The sequence below is a fragment of the Nocardia sp. NPDC050710 genome, from assembly GCF_040654375.1.
GTDB lineage: Bacteria > Actinomycetota > Actinomycetes > Mycobacteriales > Mycobacteriaceae > Nocardia.
The window spans coordinates 296,503-308,767 of sequence record NZ_JBFAHV010000003.1 but is presented as its reverse complement, the minus strand read 5'-3'; the positions used below and the strand labels follow the sequence as shown (position 1 = coordinate 308,767).

The 12,265-nt window shown below is 67.7% G+C and carries 14 protein-coding genes; 7 read left to right on the top strand and 7 right to left on the bottom strand.

From position 1 onward, the window contains the following. Positions 1–11 precede the first annotated feature (11 nt). The gene (locus AB0H61_RS09295; protein WP_357301011.1) at positions 12–839 is read left to right on the top strand and encodes an NADPH-dependent oxidoreductase; all 828 of its coding nucleotides are present in this window, start codon (positions 12–14) and stop codon (positions 837–839) included. Position 840: 1 nt separating this feature from the next. Here the strand turns inward: AB0H61_RS09295 and AB0H61_RS09290 are convergent, their stop codons facing one another. Both AB0H61_RS09290 and AB0H61_RS09285 read right to left on the bottom strand, forming a co-directional pair. Then, positions 841–1,833: an LLM class flavin-dependent oxidoreductase gene (locus AB0H61_RS09290; RefSeq protein ID WP_357301009.1), complete on the bottom strand. Its 993-nt coding sequence runs from the start codon at positions 1,831–1,833 to the stop codon at positions 841–843. Between the two features lie 67 nt (positions 1,834–1,900). Continuing rightward, on the bottom strand, positions 1,901–2,965 hold the full coding sequence (locus AB0H61_RS09285) for a hypothetical protein (RefSeq protein WP_357301007.1): 1,065 nt from the start codon (positions 2,963–2,965) through the stop codon (positions 1,901–1,903). A 294-nt stretch (positions 2,966–3,259) separates the two neighbouring features. On the opposite strand from AB0H61_RS09285, the gene AB0H61_RS09280 reads away from it, so the two are divergent. Together AB0H61_RS09280 and AB0H61_RS09275 are read left to right on the top strand one after the other, a co-directional pair. Then, positions 3,260–4,165 (top strand): hypothetical protein, encoded by a 906-nt coding sequence (locus AB0H61_RS09280; protein WP_357301006.1) that lies wholly within the window; start codon positions 3,260–3,262, stop codon positions 4,163–4,165. Between the two features lie 190 nt (positions 4,166–4,355). After that, on the top strand, positions 4,356–5,399 hold the full coding sequence (locus AB0H61_RS09275; protein WP_357301005.1) for a fused (3R)-hydroxyacyl-ACP dehydratase subunits HadA/HadB: 1,044 nt from the start codon (positions 4,356–4,358) through the stop codon (positions 5,397–5,399). Positions 5,400–5,463: 64 nt separating this feature from the next. Here AB0H61_RS09275 and AB0H61_RS09270 read toward each other — a convergent pair whose 3' ends face one another. Continuing rightward, positions 5,464–6,069, bottom strand: a complete 606-nt coding sequence (locus AB0H61_RS09270; protein WP_357301004.1) for an ABATE domain-containing protein — start codon at positions 6,067–6,069, stop codon at positions 5,464–5,466. An 89-nt stretch (positions 6,070–6,158) separates the two neighbouring features. Here AB0H61_RS09270 and AB0H61_RS09265 point away from each other — a divergent pair, with 89 nt between their 5' ends. Both AB0H61_RS09265 and AB0H61_RS09260 read left to right on the top strand, forming a co-directional pair. Then, the gene (locus AB0H61_RS09265; RefSeq protein ID WP_357301003.1) at positions 6,159–6,947 is read left to right on the top strand and encodes an MBL fold metallo-hydrolase; all 789 of its coding nucleotides are present in this window, start codon (positions 6,159–6,161) and stop codon (positions 6,945–6,947) included. Positions 6,948–6,954: 7 nt separating this feature from the next. Continuing rightward, positions 6,955–8,244 carry an MFS transporter gene (locus tag AB0H61_RS09260; protein ID WP_357301002.1) on the top strand — a complete coding sequence of 430 codons (1,290 nt, stop codon included), beginning with the start codon at positions 6,955–6,957 and terminating at the stop codon, positions 8,242–8,244. Positions 8,245–8,590: 346 nt separating this feature from the next. Here AB0H61_RS09260 and AB0H61_RS09255 read toward each other — a convergent pair whose 3' ends face one another. Beyond that, a complete protein-coding gene (locus AB0H61_RS09255; protein ID WP_357301001.1) occupies positions 8,591–9,292 on the bottom strand; it encodes a carboxymuconolactone decarboxylase family protein in 702 nt (233 codons plus the stop codon). 103 nt (positions 9,293–9,395) lie between these two features. Between AB0H61_RS09255 and AB0H61_RS09250 the strand changes: the two genes are divergently transcribed. After that, a complete protein-coding gene (locus tag AB0H61_RS09250) occupies positions 9,396–9,671 on the top strand; it encodes a helix-turn-helix domain-containing protein (RefSeq protein WP_357301000.1) in 276 nt (91 codons plus the stop codon). A gap of 112 nt (positions 9,672–9,783) precedes the next feature. Next, on the top strand, positions 9,784–10,269 hold the full coding sequence (locus AB0H61_RS09245) for a RidA family protein (protein WP_357300999.1): 486 nt from the start codon (positions 9,784–9,786) through the stop codon (positions 10,267–10,269). On the opposite strand, the gene AB0H61_RS09240 is transcribed toward AB0H61_RS09245, so the two are convergent. From AB0H61_RS09240 to AB0H61_RS09230, 3 genes are read right to left on the bottom strand one after another with little or no spacing between them, the layout of a single operon-like run. Next, entirely contained in the window at positions 10,260–11,096 is an 837-nt protein-coding gene (locus AB0H61_RS09240) for a PhzF family phenazine biosynthesis isomerase (RefSeq protein WP_357300997.1), read from the bottom strand. The genes AB0H61_RS09245 and AB0H61_RS09240 overlap by 10 nt on opposite strands. Positions 11,097–11,154: 58 nt before the next feature. Beyond that, positions 11,155–11,958, bottom strand: a complete 804-nt coding sequence (locus tag AB0H61_RS09235) for a 2OG-Fe(II) oxygenase (protein WP_357300996.1) — start codon at positions 11,956–11,958, stop codon at positions 11,155–11,157. A gap of 58 nt (positions 11,959–12,016) precedes the next feature. Continuing rightward, complete coding sequence (locus tag AB0H61_RS09230; protein ID WP_357300994.1) at positions 12,017–12,241, bottom strand: hypothetical protein; 225 nt, start codon at positions 12,239–12,241, stop codon at positions 12,017–12,019. Between the last annotated feature and the right edge of the window lie 24 nt (positions 12,242–12,265).

Sequence of the window (12,265 nt, the reverse complement as noted above, 5' to 3'; positions counted from 1 at the left end):
GATGACCAATCATGACGCAGACCGTGCCGACACCCGCCCATACCGTGCAACAGCGCTACCGCGATACCGATACCGCGGCCCCCGCCGACTGGAACCCGGTCCTGCGGGTGCTGCACGAGCACCGCTCGGTCCGCCGGTACCTCGCCGAACCGGTCTCCGATGCCACACTGCGGCTGTTGATTTCGGCCGCGCAGTCCGCACCCACCTCGTCGAATCTACAGGTGTGGAGCGTCGTCGCGGTCCGCGATCCGGCGCGCAAGGCGCGGCTCGCGGCGCTGGCGGGCAATCAGGCGCATATCGAGCAGGCGCCGGTGCTGCTGGTGTGGACGGCGGATTTCGCCCGGTTGCGTCAGCTCGCGGCAGACCGCGGCGTGCCGCTGGACGGCGCGGACTATCTGGAGTCCAGCTATGTCGGATTCATCGACGCCGCACTCGCCGCGCAGAATGCGGTGGTCGCCGCGGAGTCGCTCGGCCTCGGCACCGTCTACATCGGCGCAGTGCGTAATAAGCCCGAGGAGGTCGCCGCCGAACTGGGGCTGCCCGAGCAGGTCTTCGCGGTCTTCGGCCTGGTGGTCGGCCATCCGGATCCCGCCGAGGACACCCGTGTGAAGCCACGGCTGCCGCAACAGGCGGTGCTGCACCACGAGACCTACGATCTCGTGACTCAGCGCGCGCACGTGGACGAATACGAGCAGCGGATTGCGGAATTCTATGCCGAACAAAAGCTTTCGCACTCCTGGAGCGAACGCGTGCTGGCCCGTCTGGCATCGGAGGAGAGTCTGAACGGCAGACACCGACTGCGCGAGGCCCTGGCCAATCACGGCTTCCGCCTGCGCTGACTCAGGCCGCGACCTTCTCTTTGACGAGTTCGAACGAACGCATCCGATCCGCGGCGTCGTAGATGAGGGTATTGATCATCAGCTCGTCGGCCCTGGTGCGCTGCAAAAGGTCTTCGAGCTGACGCCGGACCGTCTCGGGGGATCCGAGGGCCTGCCCTTCGCGCCGCTGCCGGATGAAATGCCGCTCCCGATCGTTGATGGGGTACTCGGCCGCCTGTTCCGGGGTCGGCAGCGCCTGCGGCCGACCGCCGGCCAGATGCAGGAAAGCGAGGTCGCGGGGCAGGGCGAGCGCTTCGGCGCGCTCATCGGTGTCGGCGCAGATCACCGAGACCGCCACCATGGCGTGCGGCTTCTCCAGATGCTCCGAAGGCCGGAACTGTTCGCGGTACAGCGCCAGCGCGGGCTCGGTATTGGCGGCGCTGAAGTGATGGGCGAAAGCGAACGGTAGCCCGAGCAGGGCCGCCACCTGAGCGCTGAACCCGCTGGAACCCAGCAGCCAGATCTCCGGCTGCTCACCGTGGCCCGGCGTGGCGGTGATTCCGGCCGGATCGGCGCCCCGGAAATACCGCAGCAGCGCCGCCAACTCCTGCGGAAACGATTCGGCGTTCAGCCCGGCCGCGGTCCGTCGCAGCGCGAGCGCGGTGGCCTGATCGGTGCCGGGCGCCCGGCCGATCCCGAGATCGACCCGCCCCGGGTGCAGTGCGTGCAGCGTCCCGAACTGCTCGGCCACCACCAGCGGCGCGTGATTCGGCAACATCACCCCGCCGGAACCGACCCGGATCCGCGAGGTGGCCGCCGCGAGATGGGCCAGCAGCACACTCGGCGCCGAACTGGCGATACCCGGCATGTTGTGGTGTTCGGCGACCCAGAAACGGTGATACCCGAGCTCCTCGGTGCGTCGCGCCACCTCGGTGGTCGCCGCGAGCCCCTCACCGGCGGTGCGGCCGGCCTCCACCGGCGCCAGGTCCAGTACTGACAGCGGGACGTCGATCAATGCAGCTCCTAGTCGTGGGCAGACATGATGGCCAACGCCGCCGCGCCCCTGCCTTATTTCACGCGGATCATCGCGGCGTCGCCGCAGGGGCGGCGGGCAGCATCAGCACCCCGAGCAGCCAGCCGACCGCGGCCGCGACGATCGGCGCGCCGGTCCACAACTCGACGACGGTGGGGAGACGGCCGACCGCGCTGGCGGCCACTCCCAGATAGAGCGACCAGGTGAAGAAGGGGGCGAGCCCGGCGAAGAGCCAATAGGCCCGGCGTCGTTCGGCGGTCGGGCGCAGTGCGCGAGCGAATAGCTCGACCCCGAGGGCGGCGACGAGGACGGACAGCAGTGTGCTCAGATTGCGCCCGCCGGTCTCGGCGCCGCTCAGGATCAGCAGCGGTGTGGTCGTGAGCAGCGCGGCCCCGGGCGGCAGACCCCAGCGTCTGGCGAGGAAGAGCAGCGGGAGCAGAAGTGTGGCATTCGTAACCACCATGCGGACCGCGAGTCGTGACGCCGACCCGTCGTCGCCGCCCTCCGAGAACGAGGTGACGATCCAGGTCGCGCGCATGAGCATGGCATTGCCGTACTCCAGGAACACCATCACCTCCGCAACCGCGAGACCGGTGCCGAGCAGCGCGGGCCAGAGTCGGCGCAGTGTCGCGGGCGCGGGATCGGACCAGGCCGCGCGGACCGGGGTCGTGACAATGACGAACATCGAGATCGCGAGCCCGAGGTGGCTCGGGCTGAACAGAATATCGATCGAATCCTCGATCCCGAAGACGGTGTGCCACACCATATCCGCGAGACCGCTGAGGGCGAACACGGCGAGGGCGACCAGCGTGGGACCGTATCCGATCGGGATCGCGGCAAGGCCCGCGCGCCCGTCGCTCCGGTGCCGGAATACCAGCCGGAGCACCCAGGCCGCGGTAGCGGCGAACCCGCTGTAGAACACCGCATGCCAAGGGGTGAAGAAGGTTTCGAGGCCGGGCTTATTGGCGTGTGCCCAGGCATCGAGCATCAGTCCGCTGATCAACCAGAGCGAGAGCAACGCGGTGACGGCATCGTCGATCGACGACGCCCGCGGTCGTGGTTGCTCCAGTCCATCCCCGGCATCCCTGGCGCGTGTGGTCCGCCGGATAGCCATTCATTCGACCGTACCGAAAACGACTGCCGACCGCCCGCATTCGGCCCGCACCCGATCGGAGTCGCCGTAGCATCGGCGCGTGCGGACATCGTCGACCGGAGTGCGGCGGAGAGGGTCTGCGGAACCTCTTTCCCGGCTGCTCGGCACTGCTCACCGACCTGCCGTCAGCGCGGGCAGCACTTGCTGACCGGGGCCGCATGGTTTGATGAATGGCTCGATGAAGACCGCGACTGACACCGCGCTGGCGCGGCCGCCAGTGGCCCCACCCATTCGAATGAGAGTACCTAAGTATCCATGGACACCGATATCTGGCGATTCCTTTGCGCCTGTACCGGATCGGATGAGCCGCAACCGTTGTTTTGTGCGGCGGAGGCGATCGCCGAAGTGGAGGCCGGACGGCCCAATTCCCTGTTCGCCGTGCATCACCGGGGCCAGTGGTACTCGTACGCGGCGACGCCCGACTGGACAGCGGTGGCGGTGGCGTCGGTGCGCGATCCGTCGGACTCGCTCTGGGTCGTCGTGGGCATCAGCGCCGCGGGACATGTCTGGGAGTTGAGGCCACGCACCCGCGTGGAAACATCGGGCCAGTTGCCGAGGGAGACCGGCATGACCAACCTCGGTGCCGTCGACCAGACCGTCTTCGCCTGCGGCATGGGCCGGGTCGTGTATCGCCGGGAGCCCGGCGGCGGATCCTGGACGGATATCAGCGCGCCGTGGCCCGACGCCAGTGAAGGCGTGGTGGGGTTCACGGCGATTGCGGGGCGCGACGCGTCGCTTGTCTACGCGGTTGGCTGGAAGGGCGAGATCTGGGCGCTGTCCGAGGGGCGCTGGCGAGCCGAGGATTCGCCGACCAATGCCAATCTCAATGCGGTGGCCGTCAGCGACGACGGCGAGGTGTACTGCGTGGGCGATGACGGCGTGATGCTTCATGGCCGCAACGGCATGTGGACCATGATCGATACCGGCACCGATGTCGATCTCCAGGATGTCTGCATGCACGGCGGCGAAGTCTTCGTTGCCAGCGACTTCCAGGTCTTCAGGCTCGAAGACGGGTTCCTGACGCTCGACCTGGCTGGCGATGGTGACTCGTCGCTCACCTGCCTGAAGCTCAGGTCCGGCGGCCGTGGGGGCGTGCTGTATTCGCTCGGCACTCATGACGTCTTCCAGCGCACCGACGAAGGATGGGGCCGGCTTGCGTGAACGTGGCGCAGCGGAGTCTGGGGAAACATCCTGCCGCCGTGAGTGTCTCGCGAACGTACGTTTGTTTTTCTCGGCGCGAGCGCTATACCGTGCGAGCGCTATATCGTGTGCGAGGGTGAGGTTTCACTCGTGAACTCGGTTCTGCCGGTGTCGGTTACGAGTGCCGTGGAAATCCTGACGGAGGAGGGGCTTGGTGGAAGCGGCGTTCGATGTGGCTGGACTGGTGGGGCATCGCTATCGCGCGGACGACTTTTACGAGGTGGGGCGCGAGAAGATCCGCGAGTACGCACGAGCAGTGCAGGATTTCCACCCGGCGCATTGGAGTGAGGACGCTGCCGGTGAGCTCGGATACGCCGGTCTGATCGCACCGACGACGTTCATCTCCACCGCCGCGATGCTGGCCAACCGTAGGCTGCTCGAGACCGTCATGACCGGCTACGACATGTTCGTGCAGACCGATCAGGTTTTCGAAATGTACAAGCCGGTACTCACCGGCGACCGATTGGTCAGTGACGTCGAGCTGTCCTCGGCGCGTCGCATCGCGGGCAAGGACTTGCTCACCATCACCAACACCTTCACCGACCAGACCGGTGACATCGTGCAGGTCATGCACACCACCGTCGTAGGCATCACCGGCGAGGACGTCAACGCCGACATCAGCGACACGATCGAGCGCGTCATCATGAGCGGGCTCGACACGACCTCCCGAACCACGGCCGTGTCCGCCGAAGCGGACGGGCTGTTGGTGACAGATTCGAATTCCACGACCGCAGCCCATCTTTCGCCGATCTCACGCACACGTGTCCCGCACACCGCAATTCGATTCGAGGATATCGCCGTCGGTGATGAGCTTCCGACTCGAACCGTGAGCCTGACACGCGGCGACCTGGTGAATTATGCCGGGGTCTCCGGGGACGTGAACCCCATCCACTGGCACGACGAGGTCGCTGCGCTCGCGAGTCTTCCGGATGTGATCGCCCACGGCATGCTCACGATGGGCTTGGGGGCGGGATTTGTCACCGGATGGCTCGGTGACCCGGGCGCGATGATCAGGTATGGGGTCCGACTGTCGAATTACACGGTCATCGAAGCCGCCTCCGCTGGAACCGTGGAGTTCACCGGACGCATCAAGTCGGTCGACCCCGAGACCAGGACGGCTGTCGTCGTCATCGTGGCGAAGTCCGCCGGACGCAAGGTTTTTGGTCTATCTACCGCGGATGTCCGCCTCGCATAACCTAGTTTCGGGCCGCTGGTCTCTCGTCACGCCCACCGGGCGGTGGGGTGACTCAGCGGCACGGTCAGTCCACCTTCGACTTGGCGCGGGCATAGGCGCGGGCCGCGCGAGCGCGGTCGCCGCAACGCGTTGAGCACCAGTGACGGCGGCCGTGCCGGATCAGGTACCGATTGCACGGGACGGAGTCGCAGGTGGTCAGGAAATCGGCATCGGAGCCGGTGAGCAGGTCGGCCGCATCTGCGGCGAGCGTCGCGAGCGTGCGGTCGAGGATCTCGTTGGGTGGACACAGCGCGGCGCGGTAGGGGCCATTCGTCTCATCCCATTGCAGCAGGGCGGCCGTTGGCGTCCTGCTCAGCGCGTCGTTGACGGCGGACAGCGCTGCGGGCAATACCGGCTGTCGCGCGACGCGGGCGGCGAACAATGCCCGGATGTGCTCTCGCAGCACGCGCAGCTGCGTCGCGCACATCTCCTGCACTCCGGCATCGGCGGGCGCGAGGCCACGTTCGGCGAGCCACCGATTCGTCGATTCGACGGTGCCGAGCAGATCGATGAAGTGTCCACCGGGCAGCACATAAGCGCTGTCGGCGAAGTCGAGAGCGAGGTACCGCTCGGCCCCCGGTGCGGGCGGCAACGCGGGCTCGGCGGACAAGGTCTCTCGCGCGACTCTCACAAATCTCATGTTACGACTTGCCTTTGTCCATGAGAACGACCTACCGTATCTCACGGATATCGATAGTTTCATCCGTGAGGAGATTGTTCGTGACTTCCGTAGGCACAACCGATCAGCAGGTCTGCGTCCGCGTCTTCGGCGGCCCGACCGCCCTCTTCGAATACGGCGGGCTGAGGTTCCTCACCGACCCGACCTTCGATGCGCCCCGCGACTACCAGCAGTCCGGCGGCCTGCTGACCAAGACCGCGCCAGCCGCTGCAGCACCGGCCGACCTCGGCCGCGTCGACGTGGTTCTGCTCTCGCACGATGAGCACCCCGACAACCTCGACGACTCCGGCCGCGCCCTGCTCGCCGACGTGCCACTCACCCTCACCACGCCGAGTGGCGGGCAACGCCTCGGGAACGGGGCCAGAGGCCTGGTCGACTGGGAGTCGATCAAGCTGGATCGCCCCGGCGGCGGCACCATCATCGTGACGGGTGTGCCTGCGATCCACGGGCCGGGCGCACGCGAGGAGGTCGAGCCGATCACCGGCCAGGTTGTCGGATTCGTACTGACCGGGGAAGGCCTGCCCACCGTCTATGTCAGCGGCGACAACGCCTCACTCACTGCGGTCGAGGAGATCGCCGAGCGTTTCGCACCGGTGGACACGGCCATCCTCTTCGCCGGAACGCCCCGCTTCTCCGTCCTCTTCGACGGTGCGCCGATCGTCCTCGACAGCAACCAGACCGCCGAGGCCGCCGAGCTCCTCGGCGCACGTCGGGTGGTTCCCGTTCATTACGAGGGTTGGGCCCACTTCACCGAAGGCCGTGCCGAATTGGTCGCGGCTTTCACCGCTGCCGGACTCCGCGACCGCCTCGACCTGGGCGAGCTGGGCTGACTCTGTCGTGGCGACGTCAGTACCTGCCAGGATCGATGATCTCCCCGGCTCCCAGGCGCAGCGCCGCACCCTGTTCGTCCTAGTGGCCGCTCAGGCGCTGAGCGGTGCGGGGCTGGCGGCGGGCGTCACCGTCGGTGCACTGCTAGCGCAAGACATGCTCAGCTCAACCAGCCTTGCCGGTCTGCCCAGTGCGCTCGGCACCGCAGGCTCCGCGCTGGCGGCCGTCGCAGTCGGACGAATTTCGCACGCCCGCGGACGCCGCCCCGGCCTAGTCGCCGGGTATCTGACCGGTGCCATCGGCGGCGTCGGAGTCATTGCGGCCGCTGTCGCGGACAATCCGATCCTGCTGTTCGTAGCGCTGTTCGTCTACGGCGCTGGCACCTCCACCAATCTGCAAGCCCGATATGCCGGAGCCGATTTGGCCGGCCCGGCGCACCGCGCCCGTGCCGTGTCCACCGTGCTGGTCGCCACCACACTCGGCGGCGTGGTCGGCCCCAACCTCACCGCGCCGACCAGCGACCTCGCACACGCAATCGGCATCCCCCACCTCGCCGGTCCGTTCCTGCTCGCCGTCGCCGCATACGCGTTGGCGGCCGTGGTGCTGGCCATCGGGCTGCGCCCCGACCCGCTACTACTTGCCCGCACGCTCGAGGCTGGACGCATCGTCGCGCAGCCTGATAACGCCGACGGCTTGCCGCGCCATGCGGTCGAAAGGCGCGGTTCCGCCGTGCTGGTCGGTGCGATGGTTATGGTGCTCACCCAGTTCGTGATGGTCGCGATCATGACCATGACGCCCGTCCACATGCACGACCACGGCCACAGCACCGCCGCCGCCGGCCTTGTCATCGCCACCCACATCGGCGCGATGTACTTGCCATCGCCGCTGACCGGCTGGCTCGTAGATCGCTATGGCCGCTTCACCATTGCCGCCATCTCCGGGCTGACCCTGCTCGGCGCCGGAATCGTCGCCGCCTGTGCCCCCGGCGACTCCGTCACCCTGTTGGCGGCGGCACTCACGCTGCTCGGTCTCGGCTGGAACTTCGGCCTCATCGCAGGCACCGCGATCGTCACCGACGCCGTGCCGTTGGCTACCCGTGCCAAAACCCAGGGCCTGGTCGATGTCGCGATCGCCATCGCGGGCGCCACCGGCGGCATGGCCTCGGGGCTGGTCGTCGCCGCTGCCGACTACCCCAGGCTGGCCATCGGCGGCGGCATCCTCGCACTGGCCATCGTGCCGGCCGTCGCCGCGGCCGCACGCAAATCCCCACCCGGCTGGGCGGTGTTTCAGAAGCGGTGAGGATGTGGGCCGGCCCTCACCAGCCTCCGTCTCGGCGCGGGTCTGTACGAAATCTGGTGGCATGCCCGACTTTCGGATCAGCATCTCCCGCTCACGGGCGAGATTGTCTTGGCTCGGGTCGTTGTGGATCAGGAAGCCCAGCACCTGGCGGGCGGTGTCGGGGTCGGTGCGCACCGCGCGTTCCAGCTCGGCGACCAGGCACGGAACTCGTCCGGGCGGCGCAAATCGGAGACCTCGGGCAACCGGGCGCGGCACGGCTTGTCACCAGGGTAGACCTGCGCTGGCTGTGGAGTTCGGGGTACGCCGACGATGCGCAGTCCTGTTCAGCCGCAGTGGAATCCGCATGTCAGCACTGAATACGACTCCGAACATCGACGCGTTCCGTGTGACTCGCAGCGGTGGCGGTATTTTCCCGTTGTCGGGTGGCGCTGTTCTCCGGACTGTGCGCCCGCTTGTCTGGACCCGCGCCTTCCTTTTCCGTCCCTACCAACGCGGCGATCGACTCGGTGCCGGGCTCGGGAGGCAGGCGGAGCGCCCTGACGGCGAATGAGATGGCGTGGTACCAACCGCAGATCAGGACCAGCTCGAGCGCGGCATCTTCATCGGCGACGGCGGCCAGGTTCGCCCAGGTCTCGTCGGAGAGATCGAAGGTCGCATGGAGCTCGTCGACCGCTTCGAGCACGGCACGGTCGGTCGCGTCCCAGCAGTCGTCCGCGGGCTTTCCGGTCGCGAGGGACCCGAGCTGCGCGGCGTCGAGTCCCGCCTTCTCGGCGAAGCCCGCGATGTGTACGGCCCACTCGTAGTCGGCGCCGCACAGCGCGGTCGTCCGGTCGATGACCAGCTCGCGCTGGCGGAGAGTGAGAGCGGAGCGCCGAGAGAAGTAATAGCTTCCCCAGCCCGCGATGGAGCGGGCAAGCTCCGGCCGGCGAGCCCACACCCGGAACAGCTGGATGGGTGCATGCCCGAGGAGCTCGAGAGCGGCGCCGGCTTCCTCGTCGTACGGCGGCGAAAGCGGTTCGATTCGTGGTTGCTTCGATTTCAGAGGCATGTGCAGCATGCTAGCCTCGATGCTTCGGAAAGGGAAGCAGATGACGCGACCAACACCCCTCCCGGGCCGCAGGGTCCGCGGCTCACACACGGGGCGCCCGATCATGGCGCTCCTCGACCTCCTGGGCCGGCGCTGGGCGCTGCGAGTCCTGTGGGAGCTGCGGGACGACTCGACTCCAACCTTCCGTCAACTACAGCAGCGATGCGACGGCGTCTCCTCGAGCGTCCTGGCAGACAGGCTTCGCGAGCTCGGACAGGCCGACCTCGTCGAGCACGCCGGCGAGGGCTACCTGCTCACCGGACAGGGCAGGACTCTTCTCGAATGTCTCGCCCAGCTCGACGCGTGGGCCGCTGACTGGCGGCCCAAGGCAGCGGACTGACGGCCGTGACAACCCCGACCGGGGCCTACGCCGCATCCGTTGTTCTGCGCCGTTACTACCGGAACCCCGATTGCGCCGCTTCGTAGTCCGGCGGAAAGGTACAGTGCGCACCATGAGCGTCGGCGCGGGTGCACGACTCGCGGAACTCGGTCTCCGGCTACCCGCGACCAGCCCACCGAAGGGCGCCTACATCCCGGCGGTGCGCAGCGGCGATCTCGTCCATGTCGCGGGCCAAATCCCTTTGGTGGACGGTGAATTGATCGCCACGGGAGCGGTCGGCACGGACATCACACCGGAGCGGGCGGCCGATCTGAGCCGCCGTTGCGCCCTCGCCGCACTGGCGGCCGTCGACGCGGTCGCGGGCCTGGACGCGGTGCGCCGAGTGGTGAAAGTGGTGGGTTACGTCGCCTCCGCCGACGGCTTCGGCGACCAGCTGGCGGTGGTCTCGGGCGCGACGGAACTGTTCATCGCGATCTTCGGTGGTGCGGGACGGCCGGTCTGTACCGCGGTCGGGGTCGCGCAGCTGCCCTTGCACGCTCCCGTCGAAATCGAAGTGACCGTGGAGATTTCGACGGGAGCGAGCGCGGATCAGAGCTGAACGGCGGTTCCGGTGACATGGATTCCGCTGTCCGCGGCGGCCGGTATCGTCACGGTGATCACCCCGGGCCTGCCCATATCCCGGCCCTGATGCACGGTGATCGTCGCGGGCGTCGGAACCAAATCCAGCTCCCGCAGATATCCGCCGAAGGCCGCGGCCGCCGCACCCGTGGCGGGGTCCTCCACCACGCCGCCGGGTGGGAAGGGATTGCGCGCGTGGAATATCATCGCATCCTCGCGCCACACCAGATCGATGGTGGTCCAATCTTTTTCGCGCATGAGCCGACCCAGTGCGGCCATGTCGTAGTCCAGATCCGCCAGCCGGGCGCGGGTGCTCGCCGCGATAATCGGGTGCCAGGCGCCGGCATACGCCACCCGCGGCGGCAAGGCGGGGTCGAGATCCTCAGCGCGCCAACGCAATGCCGCGAGCAGGGCGGTGAGATCCGCCTCCGGCAGGCCGACCGTGCGCGGCGGAACAGCCACCAGGGTGGCGGTGGTGGCGCCGCTGGAATCGACCTCGGTGGCGACTGTCACCGGACCCGCCTTGGTCCGCAGCCGTAATTCGCCCGCCCCGTGCCGGTCGGCATAGGCGACGGCGGTGGCGATGGTCGCATGTCCGCAGAACGGCACCTCGTCGCGCGGACTGAAATACCGGATATCGAGGTGCCCGTCCGCGGCCGGGGTGACGAACGCGGTCTCGGAGAACCCGATCGCCGCGGCGGTGGCCAGCATGGTGGCGTCGTCGATGCCGCGGGCGTCGAGCACCACACCGGCCGGATTGCCGCCATCCGGGGTCGGGCTGAACGCCGCGTAGCGCAGAATTTCCATCGCGTGACCGTAACGCGGATCCGGTGACTCAGCACCGAATCCATGAGACTGGAATGGCTCAACCCCAGGTCAGCAGCTCACCGTTATCGCTGAGGCCCACCGCGAAACCCAGTGCGATCCGTCGTGCGCCCTGGCTGGGTAGCACCGCGTGGTAGTTGCGCGGATCGAACAGCAATGCCTCGCCCACCCGTGGCCGGAGCGCGAAACTCTCTGCCGCGTCCACGACATCGCTGCGGTAGCCGTAGGACCCGGGCAGCCGGTAGAGCTCGTCCGCGGGCGACCACCGGTGCCGCCAGACGACGGTTTCACCGCCCTGTTCGGGGACGCTGAGATAGAGATTGAAGGCGAACTGCGCGACCAGATTCGCATCGAGCAGGTTGCCCGTGAATTCGCGCAGTGCATCGTCGAAGTGCACCTGGAAACCCTGATTCGGTTCCCTGGCCACCCCGGCGCCCATCTCGCGACCGCCACGTCGGCCGATCTCGACCTTATTGGGCCACTCCCGGCCGATCCCTTCCCGGCACAGCAGGAACGGATCGAAGGACAGGCCGAGGTCGCGCCAGGCCTGTCTGCCGGAATCTACTGCCGCCCAGTAACTATCGGCGACCACCCCCTCCCGCCGATGATCGCTGACGCCGACGCCGAAGCGCAGTACCGGGGGATAGACCCGGGCGGTGCCGTACGCGTCGAACGGCGCGCCGAGCAGGGCGCCGAGTATCTCCGCGCAGGCTCCCGCGGAGATGAAGTCGGGCACCCGGACCGCGGCACAGCGCCCGGAGGCCAGATCGGCGATATGACGCCGCTGGAACTCCGATGCGGTGACGGCCGTGAAATACGGATCGTGGTCGCAGGCATTCCCCATATGCTCACCTGCCTGCCGAATACTCGGAATAGGTTGTCGGCCAGGCAAGTTCAGGGTCTCACAGATCCCGGCTGATGCGGAGGGCTTCCGTCGGAGCCGACCGGTCGTTATGACCCGAAGGACCCACCGTGGAGCGGACTTCGAGTTCCAGTTCCTGGCGGTCGGCGACCAGCGCCTCCAAAGCGATGCGGCGTGCGACTTCCGCGCGCGATCCTGTGGCGCGTATGTGGTCGGCCGCCGTGTTCTCCCACGTGTGGCCGCTGTCGAAATGATCGGATGTCATCCGGGCCCTCCCGCCCTCTTGACG

Bases quoted from the DNA above. Each gene is read 5' to 3' on its own strand.
- AB0H61_RS09295 (WP_357301011.1), top strand. From the start codon at position 12: ATGACGCAGACCGTGCCGACACCCGCCCATACCGTGCAACAGCGCTAC.
- AB0H61_RS09285 (WP_357301007.1), bottom strand. From the start codon at position 2,965: ATGGCTATCCGGCGGACCACACGCGCCAGGGATGCCGGGGATGGACTG.
- AB0H61_RS09280 (WP_357301006.1), top strand. From the start codon at position 3,260: ATGGACACCGATATCTGGCGATTCCTTTGCGCCTGTACCGGATCGGAT.
- AB0H61_RS09255 (WP_357301001.1), bottom strand. From the start codon at position 9,292: ATGCCTCTGAAATCGAAGCAACCACGAATCGAACCGCTTTCGCCGCCG.
- AB0H61_RS09250 (WP_357301000.1), top strand. From the start codon at position 9,396: ATGGCGCTCCTCGACCTCCTGGGCCGGCGCTGGGCGCTGCGAGTCCTG.
- AB0H61_RS09245 (WP_357300999.1), top strand. From the start codon at position 9,784: ATGAGCGTCGGCGCGGGTGCACGACTCGCGGAACTCGGTCTCCGGCTA.
- AB0H61_RS09240 (WP_357300997.1), bottom strand. From the start codon at position 11,096: ATGGAAATTCTGCGCTACGCGGCGTTCAGCCCGACCCCGGATGGCGGC.
- AB0H61_RS09235 (WP_357300996.1), bottom strand. From the start codon at position 11,958: ATGGGGAATGCCTGCGACCACGATCCGTATTTCACGGCCGTCACCGCA.
- AB0H61_RS09230 (WP_357300994.1), bottom strand. From the start codon at position 12,241: ATGACATCCGATCATTTCGACAGCGGCCACACGTGGGAGAACACGGCG.